Annotated in this window: 16 protein-coding genes and 2 tRNA genes; 14 read left to right on the top strand and 4 right to left on the bottom strand. The window is 63.2% G+C overall.

The window, feature by feature from the left end; translation table 11 throughout:
• Positions 1-43 precede the first annotated feature (43 nt).
• Both FKL89_RS10845 and FKL89_RS10840 read left to right on the top strand, forming a co-directional pair.
• Positions 44-1255, top strand: a complete 1212-nt coding sequence (locus FKL89_RS10845; RefSeq protein ID WP_156862769.1) for an efflux RND transporter periplasmic adaptor subunit — start codon at positions 44-46, stop codon at positions 1253-1255.
• A gap of 125 nt (positions 1256-1380) precedes the next feature.
• Complete coding sequence (locus tag FKL89_RS10840) at positions 1381-2274, top strand: sterol desaturase family protein (RefSeq protein WP_238363598.1); 894 nt, start codon at positions 1381-1383, stop codon at positions 2272-2274.
• Here FKL89_RS10840 and FKL89_RS10835 read toward each other — a convergent pair.
• Positions 2271-4886 (bottom strand): cation-translocating P-type ATPase, encoded by a 2616-nt coding sequence (locus FKL89_RS10835; RefSeq protein ID WP_156862768.1) that lies wholly within the window; start codon positions 4884-4886, stop codon positions 2271-2273. The two genes, FKL89_RS10840 and FKL89_RS10835, sit on opposite strands and share 4 nt — an antisense overlap.
• A 260-nt stretch (positions 4887-5146) precedes the next feature.
• Here FKL89_RS10835 and FKL89_RS10830 point away from each other — a divergent pair, with 260 nt between their 5' ends.
• The 5 genes from FKL89_RS10830 to FKL89_RS10810 all read left to right on the top strand — a co-directional run bounded on the left by FKL89_RS10830 (position 5147) and on the right by FKL89_RS10810 (position 10407).
• The gene (locus tag FKL89_RS10830) at positions 5147-6817 is read left to right on the top strand and encodes a CTP synthase (RefSeq protein WP_156862767.1); all 1671 of its coding nucleotides are present in this window, start codon (positions 5147-5149) and stop codon (positions 6815-6817) included.
• A complete protein-coding gene (kdsA, locus tag FKL89_RS10825) occupies positions 6814-7671 on the top strand; it encodes a 3-deoxy-8-phosphooctulonate synthase (RefSeq protein ID WP_156862766.1) in 858 nt (285 codons plus the stop codon). The genes FKL89_RS10830 and kdsA overlap by 4 nt, the downstream gene beginning before the upstream one ends.
• Before the next feature lie 81 nt (positions 7672-7752).
• On the top strand, positions 7753-9039 hold the full coding sequence (gene eno / locus FKL89_RS10820) for a phosphopyruvate hydratase (RefSeq protein WP_156862765.1): 1287 nt from the start codon (positions 7753-7755) through the stop codon (positions 9037-9039).
• A gap of 48 nt (positions 9040-9087) precedes the next feature.
• Positions 9088-9426, top strand: coding sequence for a septum formation initiator family protein (locus tag FKL89_RS10815; protein ID WP_156862764.1), 339 nt, complete (start codon positions 9088-9090; stop codon positions 9424-9426).
• 177 nt (positions 9427-9603) lie between these two features.
• The gene (locus FKL89_RS10810) at positions 9604-10407 is read left to right on the top strand and encodes a TrmH family RNA methyltransferase (RefSeq protein ID WP_156862763.1); all 804 of its coding nucleotides are present in this window, start codon (positions 9604-9606) and stop codon (positions 10405-10407) included.
• A gap of 22 nt (positions 10408-10429) precedes the next feature.
• On the opposite strand, the gene FKL89_RS10805 is transcribed toward FKL89_RS10810, so the two are convergent.
• Entirely contained in the window at positions 10430-11359 is a 930-nt protein-coding gene (locus FKL89_RS10805; RefSeq protein WP_238363322.1) for a Bug family tripartite tricarboxylate transporter substrate binding protein, read from the bottom strand.
• A gap of 285 nt (positions 11360-11644) precedes the next feature.
• On the opposite strand from FKL89_RS10805, the gene FKL89_RS10800 reads away from it, so the two are divergent.
• Both FKL89_RS10800 and FKL89_RS10795 read left to right on the top strand, forming a co-directional pair.
• Positions 11645-12361 carry a response regulator transcription factor gene (locus FKL89_RS10800; RefSeq protein WP_156862762.1) on the top strand — a complete coding sequence of 239 codons (717 nt, stop codon included), beginning with the start codon at positions 11645-11647 and terminating at the stop codon, positions 12359-12361.
• Positions 12362-12372: 11 nt separating this feature from the next.
• Complete coding sequence (locus FKL89_RS10795; protein ID WP_156862761.1) at positions 12373-13815, top strand: sensor histidine kinase; 1443 nt, start codon at positions 12373-12375, stop codon at positions 13813-13815.
• Here the strand turns inward: FKL89_RS10795 and ppsR are convergent.
• The gene (ppsR, locus tag FKL89_RS10790; RefSeq protein WP_156862760.1) at positions 13812-14636 is read right to left on the bottom strand and encodes a posphoenolpyruvate synthetase regulatory kinase/phosphorylase PpsR; all 825 of its coding nucleotides are present in this window, start codon (positions 14634-14636) and stop codon (positions 13812-13814) included. The two genes, FKL89_RS10795 and ppsR, sit on opposite strands and share 4 nt — an antisense overlap.
• On the bottom strand, positions 14620-15594 hold the full coding sequence (locus FKL89_RS10785; protein WP_337774368.1) for a PHP domain-containing protein: 975 nt from the start codon (positions 15592-15594) through the stop codon (positions 14620-14622). Before FKL89_RS10785 ends, ppsR begins: the two co-directional genes overlap by 17 nt.
• Positions 15595-15664: 70 nt before the next feature.
• On the opposite strand from FKL89_RS10785, the gene FKL89_RS10780 reads away from it, so the two are divergent.
• The 5 genes from FKL89_RS10780 to FKL89_RS10760 all read left to right on the top strand — a co-directional run bounded on the left by FKL89_RS10780 (position 15665) and on the right by FKL89_RS10760 (position 19171).
• Positions 15665-15976 (top strand): helix-turn-helix domain-containing protein, encoded by a 312-nt coding sequence (locus tag FKL89_RS10780; RefSeq protein WP_156862759.1) that lies wholly within the window; start codon positions 15665-15667, stop codon positions 15974-15976.
• 99 nt (positions 15977-16075) lie between these two features.
• A complete protein-coding gene (gene ppsA, locus FKL89_RS10775) occupies positions 16076-18478 on the top strand; it encodes a phosphoenolpyruvate synthase (RefSeq protein WP_156862758.1) in 2403 nt (800 codons plus the stop codon).
• 69 nt (positions 18479-18547) lie between these two features.
• Positions 18548-18976 (top strand): hypothetical protein, encoded by a 429-nt coding sequence (locus tag FKL89_RS10770; RefSeq protein WP_156862757.1) that lies wholly within the window; start codon positions 18548-18550, stop codon positions 18974-18976.
• A 20-nt stretch (positions 18977-18996) separates the two neighbouring features.
• A tRNA-Ala gene (locus FKL89_RS10765) sits at positions 18997-19072 on the top strand.
• A 23-nt stretch (positions 19073-19095) separates the two neighbouring features.
• Positions 19096-19171, top strand: a tRNA-Glu gene (locus FKL89_RS10760).
• Positions 19172-19328: the final 157 nt, after the last annotated feature.

The raw sequence follows: 19328 nt of genomic DNA, 5'->3' as shown, positions 1-19328 counted from the left end.
GTGGTCGATCATGACAATGAAATCAATCTTGAGCAGGTGACCGATGAATCCGTTGTTACAACGCAAATGGCTTTACTGGCTGCTGGCCGCCCTGGCGGTTGCCTGGGTCGCGTGGTTTGCGCTGCGGGCGCCGGCGCAAATTGCGAGTATTGGTGCCGTGACAAAAGGCGCGCTGGAGCAAGTGATTGCTGAGGACGGCAAGACGCGGCTGAAGACCCGCTACGTGCTCGCCGCACCGGTAGCCGGCCTGGTGCATCGCATCGAACTGAAGCCGGGTGACGCGGTGAAGGCAGGGCAGGTGGTCGCCGAAATCGAGCCGGCCAGCAGCGGATTGCTCGACCCTCGCTCGCGGGCACAGGCGCAGGCGGAGGTGAGCGCAGCGGACGCCGCAGTGCGCGCGGCACGAGCGCGGGTGTCGGCTGCATCGACAGCGGCTGCGCTGGCGCAAAGTGAATTGCGTCGCGCCGAAGAATTGCGTCGCTCCGGATTTGTCACTGACGCCAACGTCGAAGCGACGCGGGCGCGTGCCGCGGCTGCCAGCTCCGAACAGCAGTCAGCCCGGGCGGATGAGGGCAGCGCTGCCCAGCGCCTGCAGATGGCGCGCGCCACCTTGAGTCAGGAAGGTCAGGAAGGGCGCGTCGGGCGCGGGCGTGTGGTGGCGGTGCGCGCGCCCGTGGACGCCGTGGTGCTGAAACGGCCGTTCGAAAGCGCTACGCCGGTGGCGGTTGGGCAGACACTGCTGGAAGTGGGCGACCCGGCGGCGCTCGAAATCGAAGCTGAAGTATTGTCGGCCGACGCGGTGCGATTGCGACCCGGGCTCCCGGCTCGGCTATCACGCTGGGGGGGCGATGGGGTGCTGGACGCGAAAGTCACGCGCGTCGAACCCGGTGCGTTCACCAAAGTGTCGGCGCTTGGCGTGGAGGAGCAGCGCACCCGGGTGATTCTCGATCTGGTGACGCCGCGCGAGCGCTGGGCCGCGCTGGGCGATGGCTTCCGCGTCGAGATCGAGTTCCTGCTGCAACGCGACGAGAATGTGTTGCAGGTACCGGCGACCGCGCTGTTCCGCGCTGGCGACGGCTGGGCGGCCTACCGTCTCGACGGCGGGCGGGCGCAGCGGGTGGTGGTAAAAACCGGCATCCGGACGGCGTTGGCGGCGCAAGTGCTGGAGGGCCTGAGTGATGGCGATGCTGTGGTGTTGCAGCCTGACGACCGGATTGTCGACGGTACCCGCATCAACCCGGCGGTGCGTCGCTGAAGGTTGGCTTGCGCAACTGGTGCTGGTTACGGCCGGTTGCAATTGAATTGCCGCGTCAGGGAACGCGGCGTCACTGCGTTCAATCGCACCGAGATAACGGGATCAGGAGGAAGCATTTGGACGCAGTGTTGCTGAAGAAGGTCTACGTGGTGGTTGCGCTCCTCGCGGTCGGCAGCGCGATGATCGAAGGGCTGGTGCTGACATTGACGGCAGGCAGGCAATACGACTGGCGCGGCGCGATGGCGTCGCTCGCGGTCGCTGCCGGGCGCCGTCTTGCCGACTTTATTCCGGCGTTCCTGGCGCTGCCGGGTGCGGCATGGCTTTACGAACATCGGGTGCTCAACTGGGACATGAAAGATCCGCTGAGTTGGGCGGTGCTGTTTCTTGCACTCGAATTTGCCTACTACTGGTTTCACCGCGCGAGTCACCGCGTGCGCTGGTTCTGGGCCAATCATGCCGTGCACCATTCGCCCAATCAGTTCAACCTCTCGGCCGCCTATCGCCTCGGCTGGTTCAGCAAGATCACGCTGTCGCTGGTGTTCTTTTCGCCGCTGGCGTTGCTGGGCTTTGCGCCACAGGTCATTCTGGTGGCGTTTGCGATCAATCTGCTCTATCAGTTCTGGATTCACGCCGAGTGGATCCCGAAGCTTGGCTTTCTTGAAGGCATCATCAACACGCCGTCGGCGCACCGGGTGCATCACGCGTCCAACCTCGAATATCTCGATGCCAACTATGGCGGCGTGCTGTTAATTTTTGATCGCCTGTTTGGCACCTACGTCCCCGAGCGCGACGACCTCAAGCCGCGTTACGGCTGGGTCAAACCGTTGACGTCCAACAACCCGCTGCGCATCGTGTTTCAGCCGTGGATCGACATCATTGCTGACCTGCGCAAGGCTCGCTCGGCGCGTGACGTGGCGGGCTACCTGTTTGGTCCGCCGGGCTGGCAGCCCGATGGCAATGGTCCCACCACCGAAAACATGCGGCGGCAGGCCGCTCACGGCGCCGACGGCAGCGGCTAGCGCGCACGACGCAGATGCCGCGCAAAGCCGCGCCGCATCAGTTCGAACCAGAGCGCTGCGACTACCGCCAGCGCAGGCAACATCAGGCCCGCAGACCACGGCAACGCGGCGAAGCGGAACAGTCCGGCCAGCGCGGGCACGGCAACTACCAGCAACAGCAACCCGGCCGTCGCTGAGGTGACGATCCACAGCGTGCGGTTGGGTCGCCGCAAGCTGGCCAGCAGCGAGACGTGATGCGAGCGGTTGGACAGTATCAGCGCCAGATTTGCCACCACTAGGGCGCAGAAGCCAAAGGCGCGCGCCTGTTCTTCGGTCAACTGCTGCAAGCCCCAGCCGTAGGCCACCATTACCACCACTAGCGCACCGGCGCCTTGCAGCAGTGCGAAGGCCAGTGTGGCGCCGCCGAACAGGCTGGCGCCGGTGTCACGCGGCGGTCGCTGCATCACATCGCGTTCAGCGGGCTCGTTCTCAAACGCCAGCGAGCAGGCCGGATCAATCACCAGCTCGAGAAAGGCGATGTGCAGCGGCAACAGCATCACCGGCCAGCCAAGCAGCACCGGCAGTAGCGCCATGCCGGCGATCGGCACGTGCACGGCCAGCAGGTAGGACATCGATTTCTGCAGGTTGTCGAAGATGCGGCGACCGAGCCGCACGGCCCGCACGATGGAGCTGAAGTTGTCGTCGAGCAACACGATGGATGCTGCCTCGCGCGCGACATCGGTGCCGCGGCCGCCCATCGCCACGCCGACGTGCGCAGCCTTCAGCGCTGGCGCATCGTTGACGCCGTCACCGGTCATGGCGACGACGTCGCCCTGCGCCTTCAGCGCCTGCACGATACGCAGCTTCTGCTCCGGCGCGATGCGGGCGCAGACATTGACGCTGCGCAGTCGCAGCTGCAGTTGCGTGTCACTCAGTTGCGCCAGCTCGTCGCCTGACAGCACGGCGGAGTCACCGGTGTTGCCGACCAGCAGACCCGCACTCTGGGCGATGCTCCGCGCCGTTGCCGGGTAGTCACCGGTGATCATGATGACGCGAATGCCCGCCGAACGGCACTGCGCGACGGCGTGAGGTATCTCCGGCCGGATCGGGTCGGCCAGTCCGATCAGGCCGAGATATTCAAAGTCGAAATCGTGTTCACCGGCTGGCCACGGCGAATCCGTCGTGCCGCGATAGCGGGCGCGGGCGGCGGCCAGCACGCGCAGGCCATCGCTCGCCATGCTGTCCACCTGACTTGCGATACTGGCTCGCGCAGCCGGGCTGAGGTGGCAAAGATCGACGATGGCCTCTGGCGCGCCCTTGGCGGCCACCACAAAATCGTCGCCGTCGCGCGCCTTCCACACCTGTGCCATCGCCCGCAGCTCGGGCGTGAGCCCGTAGCCGTGCGCGAGCGTCCAGTCGCGATGCAAGTGCTCGGTGTTGGCGAGAAAGTGCTCGCCGAGGCGGTGAAACGCCTTTTCCATCGGATCGAACGGGTCTGGCGCGCTGGCGAGAATGGTGTACTCGACCAGCGCATGAAAGGCTTCCGGCAGTTCGCCGCGTTCGCCGTAGTCGATGTCGAGCGTGGCGCTGCTGGCCTCGCTGCCGACGCGCAGCCGGGCGACGGTCATGCGGTTCTCGGTCAGTGTGCCGGTCTTGTCGGCGCACAGCACCGAGGTGGCCCCCAGCGTCTCGATGGCCGTGATGCGCCGGGTCAGCACCTTTTCCTTCGACAGCCGCCAGGCGCCGAGCGCCGGAAACACCGTCATCACCACCGGATATTCCTCGGGCAACAGCGCCATCGCCAGTGCGATACCGGCCAGCAGCGCCTGCAGCCAGTCGCCACGCAGCAGGCCGTAGATGCCAACCAGTACCAGACTCAGGCAGACCGCCAGTACGGCGAGATTGCGTACCAGCGCGGTGGTCTGCATTTGCAGCGGCGAGCGTTCGACCGCAAGCGTCGCCAGCGAGGTGCCGATGCGGCCAATGGCACTGCGTGGACCCGTTGCTGTGACGCGTGCCATACCTTGCCCCTGCACGATGAGGGTGCCGGAGTAGACGTGCGGCTGGTCATCGCCGCCGGGGGTGGGCGTGCCCGTAGCGGTGGCCGGGGCATCTGGGGCGGTGATCTTGCGCACCGGCACCGGCTCGCCGGTCAGCAGCGATTCGTCGGCCATCAGGTCGTGGCCTTCGATCAGGATGGCGTCCGCCGGCACCCGGTCGCCCTCGGCGAGCAGCAGCACGTCGCCAGCAACCACATCGCGACCGGCGATCCGTTGCGCCTGACCGTCGCGGATAACCCGGGCACGCGGACTGGTCAGGTCGCGCAGGGCCTCCAGTGCCCGCTCGGTCTTGCCCTCCTGGTAGAGCGTGAGGCCCAGCATGATCAGCACCGCAGCGAACAGGGTGATGCCCTCGACGGCCTCGCCGAACAGCAGATACAAGGTGCCGGCGGCGAGCAGCAGCAGGAACATCGGCTCGCGGGCGGTGTCGGCAATGATCGCCAGAATGCCCCGACGGCCATCGGTCGCCAGTGCATTGGGGCCGTCGCGGTGCAGGCGCTGCGCGGCGTCGTGACTGCTTAGCCCGCTGCTGATTGAGGTGGCAGCAGCGGTCGTTGATGCGGTGTCTTGCATGGCGGTCAGCATAACGCCGCGAGGGGGCGACCGGGGCACTTGCAGGAACTAATCAACTTTCTGGCGAAACCCTGGATGATCAAGGGCTCAGCGCTAAATTGACATTTAGTCGACTTTCCACCGTTTTCTGCTTGGAGCCCTGATTGGATAAGGTTTTCATGAAAAAGATGAAAGCCAACGCAAGCCCGCCGCCGTGCCCCTGACGGCAACGAAGGGAGCCTGGCGCTCCGGTAGAATTTCTCTTTCCCGTCAGGTTAGCCATGACCAAATACGTGTTCGTGACCGGCGGGGTGGTGTCTTCCCTCGGAAAAGGCATCGCCGCCGCCTCTCTCGCCGCGATTCTTGAATCGCGCGGCCTCAAAGTCTCCCTCGTCAAACTCGATCCCTACATCAACGTCGATCCGGGCACCATGAGCCCGTATCAGCACGGTGAGGTATATGTGACCGAGGATGGTGCCGAAACTGATCTCGACCTCGGCCATTACGAGCGCTTCGTGTCGCGAAAGATGACGACGCGCAACAGCTTTACGTCCGGCAAGGTCTACCAGAACGTGATCAACAAGGAGCGCCGCGGCGACTACCTTGGCGGCACGGTGCAGGTGATTCCGCACATCACCGACGAGATCAAGTCCCAGATCAAGAACGCCGGCGAAGGTCTCGACGTGCTGATGGTCGAGATTGGCGGCACCGTGGGCGATATCGAGTCGCTGCCCTTCATGGAGGCCATCCGCCAGATGGGCGTCGAAGTAGGGCGCCGCAACCGCTGCTACATCCACCTGACGCTGGTGCCTTACATCGCCAGCGCTGGTGAGCTGAAAACCAAGCCGACGCAGCACAGTGTGCAGAAGCTGCGCGAGATCGGCATCTTCCCGGATGTGCTGCTGTGCCGCTCCGACCGGCCGGTGCCGGAGGACGAAAAGAAGAAGATCGCACTGTTCACCAACGTCGAGCAGCGTGCCGTGATTTCGGTGCCCGATGTGGACACCATCTTCAAGGTGCCGCAGCTGCTGCACGACCAGATGCTCGATGAAATCGTCTGCCACACGCTCGATTTGCTGGCCAAACCGGCCAATCTGGCGCCGTGGACGCACATCGTTGAACGCACGCTGCGCCCGAAGCATGAGGTCGACATTGCCTTTGTGGGCAAATATGTCGAGCTGATCGATGCCTACAAATCGATCAACGAGGCGCTCAAGGCCGGCGGTATTCACAACGACTGCAAGGTCAACATCCACTACCTCGAATCGGAAAAGATCGAGGCCGAGGGCGTGGCCATGTTCAAAGGCATGGACGCGATTCTGGTGGGCCCGGGCTTCGGTGAGCGTGGCATCGAGGGCAAGATTCTGGCTGCGAAGTACGCTCGCGAGAACCGGGTGCCTTACCTTGGCATCTGCCTGGGCATGCAGATTGCGATCATCGAGTTCGCCCGCGACGTTTGCGGCCTCAAAGACGCGCATTCCACCGAATTCAACTTCGACACGCCGGACCCGGTGGTCGGGCTGATCACCGAGTGGCAGGACGCCACCGGCGAGGTGCAGAAGCGCACGCGCAGCTCCGACAAGGGCGGCACCATGCGCCTGGGCGCGCAGAAGGCTTCGCTGAAGGCGGGCTCGCTGGCAGCGCGCGTCTACGGTAGCACCGAGATCAACGAACGGCACCGCCATCGCTACGAGGTCAACAGCAATTACGTCGAGAAGTTCGAGGCGAAAGGGCTGGTCGTCTCCGGTCGATCGGCGGTGCAGGATCTGGTCGAGGTCATGGAGTATCCGCAAAGCGTGCATCCGTGGTTCCTTGGCGTGCAGTACCACCCCGAGTTCAACTCCACGCCGCGCGGCGGGCATCCGCTGTTCAAGGCCTTCGTGGGCGCTGCAATGGCGCAGCGCGAGGCGATGCAGCAGAAAGCGGCGAGCGCCGAAAAGGCGGTGGCATGAAGCTGTGCGGTTTTGAGGTCGGCCTCGACCAACCGTTCTTCCTGATCGCCGGGCCTTGCGTGGTCGAGAGCGAGCAGCTGCAACTGGACGCCGCCGGGCAGCTCAAGGAGATCACGTCCGCGCTGGGCATTCCGTTCATCTTCAAGTCGAGCTTTGACAAGGCCAATCGTTCCAGCAGTTCGGGCTTTCGCGGGCTCGGGCGCAGCGAGGGCCTGCGTATCCTGAGCGAGGTTCGCCGGCAGATCGGCGTACCGGTGCTGACCGACGTGCACAATGAGGACGAAGTCGCCGAGGTCGCCGCAGTCGTCGACGTGTTGCAGACACCTGCCTTGCTGGCGCGACAGACTGACTTCATCCAGAAGGTTGCCGCCGCCGGCAAGCCGGTGAATGTGAAGAAGGGGCAGTTCATGGCTCCCGGCGACATGAAGAACGTCGTAGCCAAGGCAAAGGAGGCCAACGGCGGTGCTGACACCATCATGGTCTGTGAGCGCGGCGTGAGTTTTGGCTACAACAATCTGGTGAGCGACATGCGCTCGCTGGCGATCATGCGTGACACCGGTTGCCCGGTGGTTTTCGACGCCACACATTCGGTGCAGTTGCCCGGCGGGCTTGGCACCTCCAGCGGCGGCGAGCGTCAGTATGTGCCGATCCTGGCCCGCGCAGCCATTGCCGCCGGCGTGTCGGGTGTGTTCATGGAGACGCATCCCACGCCCGACACCGCATTGTGCGATGGCCCCAACGCCTGGCCGTTACCGCGCATGAAGGCTTTGCTGGAGCAGATGGTGGCCATTGACCGGGTGGTCAAGGCGCAGCCGTTCGCCGAAAACTCGCTGGCCGGGCCGCACAAGCTCTAGCCCCGGTGTGTGGGTGTCGCGAACGGCGGCAGACCATCGGGCCAGCGACCGCATTTTTGAATCGTTACAGACAGGAAACTTATGAGCGCCATTGTTGACGTCATCGCCCGTGAAATTCTTGATTCGCGCGGCAACCCCACCGTTGAAGCCGATGTGGTGCTGGAAAGCGGCGCTACGGGTCGCGCTGCTGTGCCGAGTGGCGCTTCGACCGGCTCGCGCGAGGCCATTGAGCTGCGCGATGGCGACAAGGGTCGCTATCTCGGCAAGGGTGTGCTGAAGGCGGTCGAATATGTCAACACCGAGATCTGCGAGGCGCTGCTGGGCCTTGACGGCGAGGAGCAGACCCGCGTTGACCGTGTGCTGATCGACCTTGACGGCACCGAAAACAAGTCGCGCATCGGTGCCAACGCCATGCTCGCGGTGTCCTGCGCGGTCGCGAAGGCCTCGGCCGAAGATGCCGGCCTGCCGCTGTATCGCTATTTCGGTGGTGCCGGGCCGATGAGCCTCCCGGTGCCGATGATGAACGTGATCAACGGCGGTGCCCACGCCAACAACTCGGTCGATCTGCAGGAATTCATGATCCTGCCGGTCGGTGCACCAAGCTTCCGCGAGGCGCTGCGCTGGGGCGCCGAGGTGTTCCATACGCTCAAGAAACTGATCGACAGCAAGGGCTGGCCGACGCAGGTGGGCGACGAGGGCGGTTTCGCGCCTGACCTGAAATCGAACGAAGAAGCGCTGACGCTGCTGATGCAGGCGATCGAGAAGGCCGGCTACAAGCCAGGCGAGCAGATCGCGCTGGGCCTCGACTGCGCGGCCAGCGAGTTCTACAAGGACGGCAAGTACCACCTCGAAGGCGAGGGCCGCTCGCTGACCAGCGCCGAGCTGACGGACCTTTGGGCCGACTGGGCCGCGCGCTACCCGATCGTCAGCATTGAAGACGGCATGGCCGAAGGCGACTGGGACGGCTGGAAGATGCTGACCGACAAGCTGGGCAAGAAAGTGCAGCTGGTCGGCGATGACCTGTTCGTCACCAACACCAAAATCCTGAAAGAAGGCATCCAGAAGGGCGTGGCCAACTCGATCCTGATCAAGATCAACCAGATCGGCACGTTGTCGGAAACCTTCGCGGCCATCGAGATGGCCAAGCGCGCGGCTTACACCAACGTGATCTCGCACCGCTCCGGCGAAACCGAGGACTCGCTGATCGCCGATCTCGCGGTTGGCACCAACGCGGGCCAGATCAAGACCGGCTCGCTGTCGCGCTCGGACCGCACTGCCAAGTACAACCAGCTGATCCGCATCGAGGAAGACTTGGGTGACGTTGCCAGCTACGCAGGCGCCGACGTGTTTGCGCGGTTCAAGCGCTAACAGGTGATTGTGGCGAGTCAGTCGTTCCATGAAGCTCGGGACATCGGCATGATCGGACGCGTCATCTTCGCCGCGCTGGTGCTGATGTTCCTCGGGCTTCAGTACAAGCTCTGGTTTGACAAGGGCTCGGTGCCGCGCGCGCATGCGCTCGAGCAGGAGCTGTCGGAACTGAAGGCGAAGAACGAAGACGCCAGGCAAAAGAATGCCGTGCTCGATGCCGACGTGCGCGATCTGGAAAAGGCGGGCGAGGCGATCGAAGAGCGCGCCCGCAGTGAGCTGGGCATGGTCAAGAAGGGCGAAACGCTGATTCAGGTGAAGGAGTTGCCGGCGCCGGCAGCGGCTCCGGCGGCCAGTGGCAACTCGCCCGTACCGGCAAAAAAGCAATAGCTTTGCGATGAAAGCCTTGTTAGCTATGGGCTCCGAGCGCGATTCGGCATTTTGTCGACTTTCCGCCTCTTTTGGCGCTGAGCCCAGACCCGATGCGGGTTTCGTAGCAATGTTGTTACGATTTGCCGGTCACGGTCGCCGTGCGATCGATGCGCGGGCTGCTTTGATGCTGTGCAGTTGAAGACGATCACCTCCCGCGACAACGCGCTGTTCAAGCGCTTCGCGGCGTTGTCACGCTCGGCGCCGGCCCGCAAGCGCGATGGCATGTGCCTGCTTGAGGGCGAGCACCTCGCGCAAAGCTACGTCGAGCGGGTGGGTGCGCTGGAAATCGTCGCCATTCGTTCGGCCGGTGAGGGCAACGTGTTGACCGCAGCGCAGCGATCGCTGGTCGATCGCGCGCATGAGGCCGTGCTGGTGGCGCCGCAGCTCTTTGATTCCTTGTCCACGCTGGTCAGCCCGACCGGCGTACTGGCGATCGCAGCGACGCCACCGGTACCTGCGCTGGCAACCAGCGGTTTCGTGCTTGCGCTGGATGAAGTGCAGGATCCCGGCAACGTCGGCACACTGATCCGCACCGCGGCTGCGGCCGGGGTCGAACAGGTCTGGCTGTCGCCCGGTTGCGCATTTGCGTGGAGCGTGAAGACGCTGCGCGCGGCCCAGGGCGCTCACTTCCATACGCAGGTGGTCGAGGCCGTCGCGCTGCCGGAGGCGCTGGCAGCATTCACCGGTCAGCGCTGGGCAACTTTGCCGAGAGACTTGGGTTCGGTGAAAACAGTCTCCCTGTTCGATGCCTGTTTCGGCGCCAGCAACGTGCTGGTGCTGTCCAACGAGGGGCATGGACTGAGCGAGGCAATCGTTCCGGCGTTGAGCGGCGGGCTGTGCATCCCGATGGAGGCCGGTATCGAGTCGCTGAACGTTGCCACCGCCGGCGCGATCGCACTCTACACGATGCTCGGGCAGCGAATGTCGGCGCGCCAGTAGCGCCGGGCAGCGCTTTGCAGCGCTACTTGATCAGTCCCGCATCCCGCATCGCTGATTCGATCCGGGTGTGCTCGCTGTCGACAAACTGATCGAAATCGGGGCCGGTCAACAACGCGGGCGTCCAGCCGTTGGTCACCAGCGCCTCGATCCAGGATTTCTGGCGCACCGCCAGAGTTACCGCCCGCGTCAGCGTCCGGCGCTGCTCGGCGCTGAGGCCCGGCGCGCCATAGACGCCACGCCAGTTGCTGATTTCGACGTCAACCCCTTGTTCGCGCAGCGTCGGCGTGGGGTTTCCGGCCACCCGCTCGGGCGCCGTAATCGCGATGGCGCGCAGCTTGCCCGCACGGATCAGCGGTGCCAGCTCATTCCAGCCCGACGTTCCGATGGTGACATGATCGCCAACGATCGCGGCGGACACTTCGCCGCCGCCCTGAAACGGCAGATAGTTGATGCGCATCGGATTCACCCCGGCGATGCGCGCGATCTGGGCAATCGAAATCTGGTCAACCGAGCCCCGGGAGCCACCGCCCCACTTGACCGAGGCGGGATCGCGCTTGAGCATGTCAATCACATCCCGCATGGTGCGAATGGGCGAGCTCGGTGGCACTGCAAACACGTTGTACTCGTAGAACAGCCTGGCGATGGGTGTTGCCTGCGCCAGCGATGCCGGCGGCCGGTTTTGCACGATGGCGCCGACCATGACCGCGCCGGTGACCAGAAAGGTGTTGCGCTCGCTACGGTGGTTGCCAACAAAATGAGCCAGTGCGATGGTGCCGCCGGCACCGCCCTTGTAGTCAAAGCTTGCAGATTGCGCGACACCCGCATCAATCATGGCCTGTGCAAGACTGCGCGCAGTCTGGTCGTAGCCGCCTCCGGGGTTGGTGCCAATCAGGAATTGCACACGGTCCAGCGCCTGTACCGATAGCGGCAGCAACAGGACAGCTGCAAGCATGAGCAGCGCCGACAACGCATGAGCGACCGCGCGGCACGGTAACATCGCGTCCGGGGAGGATTGCCGGTCAGGCATGGCTTTGCGATTGACGGACGGCGTATTCATTGACGTGGCGTTATGGGCGTTTGCGGTCGCAAGACCGGAGTCGGGGACTTGTGCGCCCCAATCGATCTGTCGTCCAGAAGAATATGCATTTGATGCTAGGTACTCGCACTGTCGCGAGGCTGTCCGTCGCAATGGGTTGCATGCAGCGATCAACGCGATAACGGCAAAAACGAAAAGCGCATGGCAAGCATGACATCCGGCGGTGACAAACCGCGTTTGCTGGTGGTGGAGGACGATCCGGCGCTGGCGCAAGCGCTCGCGCTCGGGCTTTCGCGCCGCGGCTTCAATGTGGCACAGGCCACCAATGGGCAGACTGCGCTCGATCGAGCCTGCAGCGAGCCATTTGCGGCCATCGTGCTTGATCTGACACTGCCGGAGCTGGATGGTCTGGAGGTGCTGCGCGGCATGCGCGGCAAGGGCATTGGTACACCGGTGATTGTGCTCACCGCCCGCGGTACGGTGGGCGACCGGGTGCAGGGCCTGCGCCTTGGCGCCGATGACTACTTGCCCAAGCCCTTTGATCTCGACGAACTGGAGGCGCGTCTGCTCGCCCTGTTGCGGCGCGGTCGCGGTGGTGTGCAGGCCAGCGGCTCGGCGCGGCTTGATTTTGGCGCGCTGGCGATCGATGAGGCGGCCGGCGTCTGTTACGCCAACGGCGAGGCCATTGAGCTGTCAGCCCGTGAATTTGCCATGCTGTCGGCGCTGATGGAGCGACCGGCGCATGCGGTGACGCGCGACCGCCTGTGGGAGCGCGTGTTTGCCGATGGCAGCGATGCCCAGCCCGACGCCATTGAGGTGGTGGCCTACCGGCTGCGCAAGAAGATCGCCGGGCTCGGCGTGGAGCTGGTGGCGCTGCGCGGCGTTGGCTACCTGATTCGCGAGAAACGCGCCGAGTAGCGGGCAAACCAATGGCACTGCTTGCCGGGCGTGAACTCTCGATCCGGCGTCGGCTTGCCGTCCTGATCCTCGGTGCGCTGGTGACCTTTCTGATCATCGACACCACGGTGATCTACCAGAACACGCTGGAATCGATCAACATCGCCTACGACCGCACGCTGCTGGCGTCGGCGCGTGCGATTGGCGATACCGTCAAGTTTGAGGAGGGCAAGCTCAGCGCATCGCTGCCCTATGCCACGCTGGAAGTGTTCGAGGCGGTGACGCGCGGTCGCATCGTCTACCGGGTGAGCGATTTTGACGGCGGCTTCCTGTCCGGTTATCAAGAGCTCCCCAAGCACAACGGAGTGTTCCCGAAGCGAACGCCCTACGCGGCACTGGCCTCGTTTTACGAGGACAAGTTCGAGGGTGATCCGGTGCGTGTCGTGGCCCTGTTGCAGCCGGTGTACGACGGCCAGAGTTACCGCATGGTGACGGTGCAGGTGGCCGAGACGCTGGAACTGCGCAAGTCGCTGGCGCAGCAGGGGCTGATCTCGACGCTGGACCGGCAGGTGATCTTCCTGATGATTCTGTCGGTGCTGATGTGGTGGCTGATCGGCCGCGGCTTGCGACCGATCTCGGTGCTGCGTCGCGAGCTGCTCGAGCGTGATCCGGACTCACTGTCGCCGCTGGTCACGCCGGCACCACGCGAGCTGCGGCCCATTGTTGAGGCCTTGAACGAAGTGATGGCGCGCTTGAAGGGCGTGCTCGACAACCGCCAGCGCTTCGTCCGTGATGCCTCGCATCAGTTGCGCACGCCGCTCGCCGTGCTCAAGGCGCAGGTGCAGAACGCGCAACGGGGTGACTTGGCGCCCGACGTGGCCTTTGCCGAGCTGTCGCAGTCGGTGGACCGGGCGACCCGCGTTGCCAACCAGATGCTCGCGTTGGCCAAAGTAGCGCAACTGGAGAGCGAAGCGCCGGAGGCCTCCGAGCAGACCGAGCTGGTGTCGCTGGCGCGTGATCTGGCGGTTGAATGCTCGCCGCTGCTGGCGGACAAGGCGCTGGATTTTGCGCTGGAGGCGCCGGAGCACCGGCCGGTGGTGGTGGCGGCGCATGAATGGATGATTCGTGAGCTGCTGCGTAATCTGGTGAGCAATGCCATCCGGCACACGCCGCCGGGATCGGCAATCGGTATCGACATCGTTCTGGCCGGGCGTACCGTGCTGATGTCGGTGTGGGACAGCGGCCCGGGACTGGACGCAGAGCGGGAGGCGAAGCTGTTTGAGCCGTTCTCGTCGGGCGATCCCAACAGCGGCAGCGGTCTTGGGCTGGTGATCTGTCGTGACATCTGCCGCGCGGTGGGGGCCCGGCTTACGCTGCGCAACCGCAGTCGCGCCGAGCCTGGTGTATCAGGCCTGCGCGTGACGGTTGAAGTGTCCTATGAAGATGCACCTGTCAGGGACATTGCCACTGCCTAGAAGATATGGCGGTCGAGTTTGTGTTCGAGCAGGATCGTGGTGGCCAGCTCTTCGATTGACTTGGTCGAGGTGTTGAGCACCTGAATCCGCGCGTCGCGCATCATGCGTTCGGCGGCGGCGACCTCGTAGCGGCATTGCTCGGCGCTGGCGTACTTCGAATGCGGCTTGCGTTCCTGGCGGATGGCCTGAAGGCGGTCTGGGGCGATGGTTAGCCCGAACAGCTTGTCACGATGACGCACGATGGAGTCGGGCAGCGCACCGCGTTCGAAATCGTCCGGGGTCAGCGGGAAATTGGCGCAACGAATGCCGCATTGCAGGCCGAGATACAGCGACGTCGGTGTCTTGCCGCAACGCGATACGCCGACCAGAATGACCTGGGCGCGATCAAGCTCCTTGATGCTCTGACCGTCGTCGTGCGCCAGCACGTAGTTGATCGCTTCGATACGGGTGAAATATTCGCCCTGATTGCGCAGCCCGTGCGAACGTCCTGCCGCGTGCGAGCTCTTGACGCCCAGTTCCTGTTCCAGCGGTGAGATGAAGATCTGGAAGAAATCCAGCACGAAGGCGTCGGAATCGCGCATGCGTTCGCTGAGCTGCTCGTTGACGATGGACGAGATGACGATCGGGCGCTTGCCGTCGGCCTCGCGGCAGGCGTTGATCTGCGAGATGGCGCGATCGACCGCTTCGGACGAGTCCACGAATGGAATGGTGGTCTTGCGGAAATCGACCCCATCAAATTGCGTCAACAAGGAGTTGCCCAGTGCCTCGGCGGTGATGCCGGTGCGGTCTGAGACAAAGAAAACACTACGCCGGTTGGGCATGCAGTACCTCGGATTCTGGCCAGTCGTGCCAGACGGGCTTCAGGGTGGGCGACAGGCGCGGGAGATCGCCAAAGCGAACGCGGCTTTCGCTTGGGCTGTGGAAATCGCTGCCGATTGAAGCGAGCAGGTTGAATTTTCTGGACAGTGCGGCGTACTGTGCCCATTCGGGCGGATGATGCGCCGCGCAGACGACCTCGACGGCTTCGCCGCCAGCGTCGGCAAAGGCTTTCAGCAGCCCATTGGCGCCGCCGTGCTGGTCGACTTCATAACGCCCCGGATGCGCCAGCACGGCCCGCCCGCCAGCGGCGCGGATAACAGCGATGGCTTCCGTCATCGGCAGCCATTGCTGCTTGACATATCCTGGCTTGCCTGGCTTCATGAAGCGGGCGAAGACTTCCCCCATCGAACCGCACACCCCGCGATCGATCAGGTGGCGCGCAAAGTGGGTGCGCGAGATGAGGTCGGGGTTCGGGGCATACGCCGCAGCACCAGCCAGGACGTCGACGATCCCGATTGCCGCAAATGCAGCATCCATGCGACGGGCACGTTCACCGCGTTGCTCGCGAATCTGCGACAGGCTCTGCTGCAGTGCGGGATGCTTTTCGTCAATGCGCAACCCCACGATGTGGACAGAAACGCCTTGCCACTCGCTTGAAATTTCGACCCCGGAGACGAACTGCATGCCGAAACCCTGCGCGTACCCGCGGGCTTCGCCGACACCGCCCAGCTCATCATGGTCAGTCAGGGCGATCAGGCGAACCCCGCGACTATGCGCCAGCGACATCAGATCTGCGACAGCGAGGGTCCCGTCCGAGTAGCGTGAATGGCAGTGAAGATCTGCAACACCCGTCATATTATTCATTATAGAAACGGTGCATGGATGGGCGTTTGATAGCTTGACACCATATACTTGGTATATGCGTTTGGCATAAGTCCGGAGCGATACGCATGACAGCAAAGGCGGCGCAACAGCCTGGTCATGATGGATGTGTCCGCGACGTAGTTGTTCTTGGAGGCACGGCGAGGCGATGGGTCTATTTCAAAAAATCAACAATCCACGAGAGATTCGTCAGAAACTCGGGCTCAATCAGGAAGAGTTCTGGCAGAAGATCGGCGTGACACAAAGCGGCGGCTCCCGCTATGAAGCTGGCCGCGATATGCCGAAGCCGGTGACCGAGTTGCTCCGGCTCGTCCACCTTGAAGGCGTGGATCTGAGTTCGGTGCGCAAGGAAGACATTCAGATCATCGAGTTTCTGCGCGGCAAACACCCGGATCTTTATGCCAAGCTGCGCGACGCTGTGGCCGACGAAACAGGCGTCGGGTCGTCGTCGATTTTCTGACGGTTGTCCGCGTTGACGCTTGTCAACCGGATTTGTGCGTCGCAACATATTGCTGTGACGCTTCGCTAGAATGCCTGTCGTTATCTACACGGAGGCACCATGTCGCGACGCGCTACGCACCTCAACTCCCGGCTCCTGAGCTGGCTTGACGACCTCCGGATGACTGATGTCCCGGATTACGGGGGCAAAAATGCGTCGCTTGGGGAACTGCTCGGTAATCTTGCAGAAAAAGGCGTTCAGGTGCCGGGTGGCGTTGCCACCAGTGCTCAGGCCTTCCGAGACTTCCTTTCTCTCAATAAACTGACCGAGCGGGTTGCCACACGACTCGCCGGTCTCGATGTTGACGACGTGCAGGCGTTGACCAGCGCCGGTGCCGAGATTCGAGGCTGGATCGAAGCGGCTCCGTTGCCGAAAGAGTTGGAAGAGGGTATCGCGACCGCAATCGCGGCGCTCGAAGCCGAGGCTGGTGGAACAGTGAGCTGGGCGGTGCGTTCGTCCGCTACCGCTGAAGACATGCACGACGCCAGTTTTGCCGGTCAGCAGGAAACCTATCTCAATATCGTTGGCGTGCCGGCCATTCTTGACGCCGTCCGCCGGGTTTTTGCCAGCCTCTATAACGATCGTGCCATTGCCTACCGCGTGCATACCGGCTACGGCGACATTCCGGTGGCGCTGTCGGCCGGTATTCAGCAAATGGTTCGCTCCGACAGCGGTGCAGCCGGCGTGATGTTCACCCTCGACACGGAGTCCGGATTCCGGGACGCGGTGTTCGTCACATCAAGCTACGGTCTCGGCGAGATGGTGGTGCAGGGCGCCGTCAATCCCGACGAGTTCTACGTCTTCAAGCCGGCTCTGCGTGCAAAGCGCCCGGCCATTCTGCGCCGCACGCTGGGTAGCAAGATGCAGAAGATGGTGTTTGGCAGCGAAGCCAAAGCTGGCAAATCCACGCACATCGAGGACGTTGCAGCCGCCGATCAGGCCCGCTTCTCACTCACTGATGCCGAAGTGGAAATGCTGGCTGGCTACGCGCTGACCATTGAGGAGCACTACGGACGCCCGATGGACATCGAGTGGGGCAAAGACGGCGGCACCGGGAAGATTTACATCCTGCAGGCCCGACCGGAGACGGTGAAAGCACGCGAGGACGGCGCCAAAACGCTGGTCCGCTATCGCATGCAGGAGCACGGCAAGGTGGTGGCAAGCGGCCGCGCTATTGGCCAGAAGATCGGGCAGGGGCAGGTCCGCATCGTGCGCCGCGCCGCCGAGATGGACATTGTCAAGGAAGGCGACGTGCTGGTAGCCGACATGACCGATCCCGACTGGGAGCCGGTGATGAAGCGCGCCAGCGCGATTGTTACCAATCGGGGCGGGCGGACTTGTCACGCGGCAATCATTGCGCGCGAGCTGGGCATTCCGGCGGTGGTTGGCTGTGGCGATGCAACAGACACCCTGAGCAACGGCGATCAGGTCACCGTGAGCTGTGCCGAGGGCGATACTGGCAAGATTTACGAGGGCAAGCTGGCCTTTGAGCGTACCGAAGTCGCGCTCGACAAGATGCCGGATGCGCCGACCAAGATCATGCTCAACGTCGCCAACCCGGATCTCGCCTTCGAGTTCTCGCAGGTCCCCAATCATGGCGTTGGGCTGGCGCGTCTGGAATTCATCATCAATCGCCAGATCGGTATTCATCCGCGTGCGCTGCTGGAGTTCGATACGCTGCCGGCCGATCTGAAGGCCAGAGTCGCGGAGCGTATTCACGGCTACGACTCGCCGCGCCACTACTTCGTACAGCGCCTGTCTGAAGGCGTCGCTACCATCGCCGCCGCTTTTGCACCGCGGCCGGTCATTGTGCGCATGAGCGACTTCAAGTCGAACGAATACGCCAATCTGCTGGGCGGTGACCGTTATGAGCCGCACGAGGAAAACCCGATGATCGGCTTCCGTGGCGCGTCGCGCTACGTGGCGCCGGAGTTCCGTGACTGTTTCGCGCTTGAGTGCGAAGCGTTGCGCTACGTTCGCGACACCATGGGGCTAACCAACGTCGAAGTGATGATTCCATTCGTGCGCACCACTACCGAGGCGGCCGAAGTGGTGAAGGCGTTGGCTGCGCACGGCCTGGAACGCGGCAAGAACGGCCTGCGTCTGATCATGATGTGTGAGGTGCCATCGAACGCGCTGCTGGCCGAGGACTTCCTCGAGTACTTCGACGGCTTCTCGATTGGCTCCAACGATCTGACGCAATTGACGCTGGCGGTCGATCGTGACGCCGGTGGCCAGATCGCTTCCATCTTCGACGAGCGCAACCCGGCCGTGAAGAAAATGCTCGGCTTCGCAATCGATGCCTGTCGTGCCAAGGGCAAGTACGTCGGTATCTGCGGTCAGGGCCCTTCGGATCATCCGGACCTGGCGGCCTGGCTTGTTGATCGCGGCATCGAGTCGCTGTCACTGAACCCCGACGCGGCGATCGATACCTGGTTGCTGCTGGCAAAACGCAAGGCCTGACCCGTTGTTTGTTTGCCGTCTGCCAAAGCGATGAAGCTTCGTCACCGTGCACGCGCGGCGGTGGTCGGCGTGTCGCTGGCCGGCGGTGGCATGTGCGGATGGGCAGGCGCCCCGTTCTGGCTGGTGGCTGCAATGTTGGCCGCCGGCATCTTCGTCGCGCTAAGACCGTTCGGGAAAGTGGCTACCGACGACGAGGTCGAAGCGCTGCAAGACAGACTGGGCGACGCACGCCGCGGTGTTGAGGCCTCGCTGGCTGGTCCTGACGTCGTGCAGTCGGTGGTGACACCGGTCTGCGTGACTTTTCCTCGTAGCGTGGTTACTCGCCTGGGCCGCTTGCCACTGGAGCAACGTTCCATGTTGCTGCGCGACGAGATTACCGCTTCGCGATGGCACGCGTTGACGACGCTGCTGCGTATGCAGCCCGCAGGAGTCGAAACACGTGGAAATTTTTTGGCAAGATTTATTGATTTCGCACTTGCCAAACCGAAGCAGTTGTGACTATAATTTCAGTCTTGCTTGGGGGTATAGCTCAGCTGGGAGAGCGCTACAATGGCATTGTAGAGGTCAGCGGTTCGATCCCGCTTACCTCCACCAAAGCAAATACTGTTAGTTCCTTGGTCCCCATCGTCTAGAGGCCTAGGACACGACCCTTTCACGGTTGTAACAGGGGTTCGAATCCCCTTGGGGACGCCAGCATGTCTGGCTTCCAGGAACTTCAGTCAAGCAATAGCCCCGCTCGCCGGGGCTTTTTTTTGCCCGCGCGTCAACTCAAAGCGGCAACGTGACTGCCTCGCTGGCTGTTTTAATGCCGCCCTTATGACGATGACGTCTCTGATAACGGCTTTTGGCG

Source organism: Casimicrobium huifangae (assembly GCF_009746125.1).
Lineage (GTDB): Bacteria > Pseudomonadota > Gammaproteobacteria > Burkholderiales > Casimicrobiaceae > Casimicrobium > Casimicrobium huifangae.
Note: the sequence above shows the minus strand (reverse complement) of the source record. Positions and strands in the feature narration are given on the sequence as shown.

Bases quoted from the DNA above. Each gene is read 5' to 3' on its own strand.
- FKL89_RS10845 (WP_156862769.1), top strand. From the start codon at position 44: ATGAATCCGTTGTTACAACGCAAATGGCTTTACTGGCTGCTGGCCGCC.
- FKL89_RS10835 (WP_156862768.1), bottom strand. From the start codon at position 4,886: ATGCAAGACACCGCATCAACGACCGCTGCTGCCACCTCAATCAGCAGC.
- FKL89_RS10830 (WP_156862767.1), top strand. From the start codon at position 5,147: ATGACCAAATACGTGTTCGTGACCGGCGGGGTGGTGTCTTCCCTCGGA.
- kdsA (WP_156862766.1), top strand. From the start codon at position 6,814: ATGAAGCTGTGCGGTTTTGAGGTCGGCCTCGACCAACCGTTCTTCCTG.
- eno (WP_156862765.1), top strand. From the start codon at position 7,753: ATGAGCGCCATTGTTGACGTCATCGCCCGTGAAATTCTTGATTCGCGC.
- FKL89_RS10815 (WP_156862764.1), top strand. From the start codon at position 9,088: ATGATCGGACGCGTCATCTTCGCCGCGCTGGTGCTGATGTTCCTCGGG.
- FKL89_RS10805 (WP_238363322.1), bottom strand. From the start codon at position 11,359: ATGCTTGCAGCTGTCCTGTTGCTGCCGCTATCGGTACAGGCGCTGGAC.
- FKL89_RS10800 (WP_156862762.1), top strand. From the start codon at position 11,645: ATGGCAAGCATGACATCCGGCGGTGACAAACCGCGTTTGCTGGTGGTG.
- FKL89_RS10795 (WP_156862761.1), top strand. From the start codon at position 12,373: ATGGCACTGCTTGCCGGGCGTGAACTCTCGATCCGGCGTCGGCTTGCC.
- ppsR (WP_156862760.1), bottom strand. From the start codon at position 14,636: ATGCCCAACCGGCGTAGTGTTTTCTTTGTCTCAGACCGCACCGGCATC.
- FKL89_RS10780 (WP_156862759.1), top strand. From the start codon at position 15,665: ATGGGTCTATTTCAAAAAATCAACAATCCACGAGAGATTCGTCAGAAA.
- ppsA (WP_156862758.1), top strand. From the start codon at position 16,076: ATGTCGCGACGCGCTACGCACCTCAACTCCCGGCTCCTGAGCTGGCTT.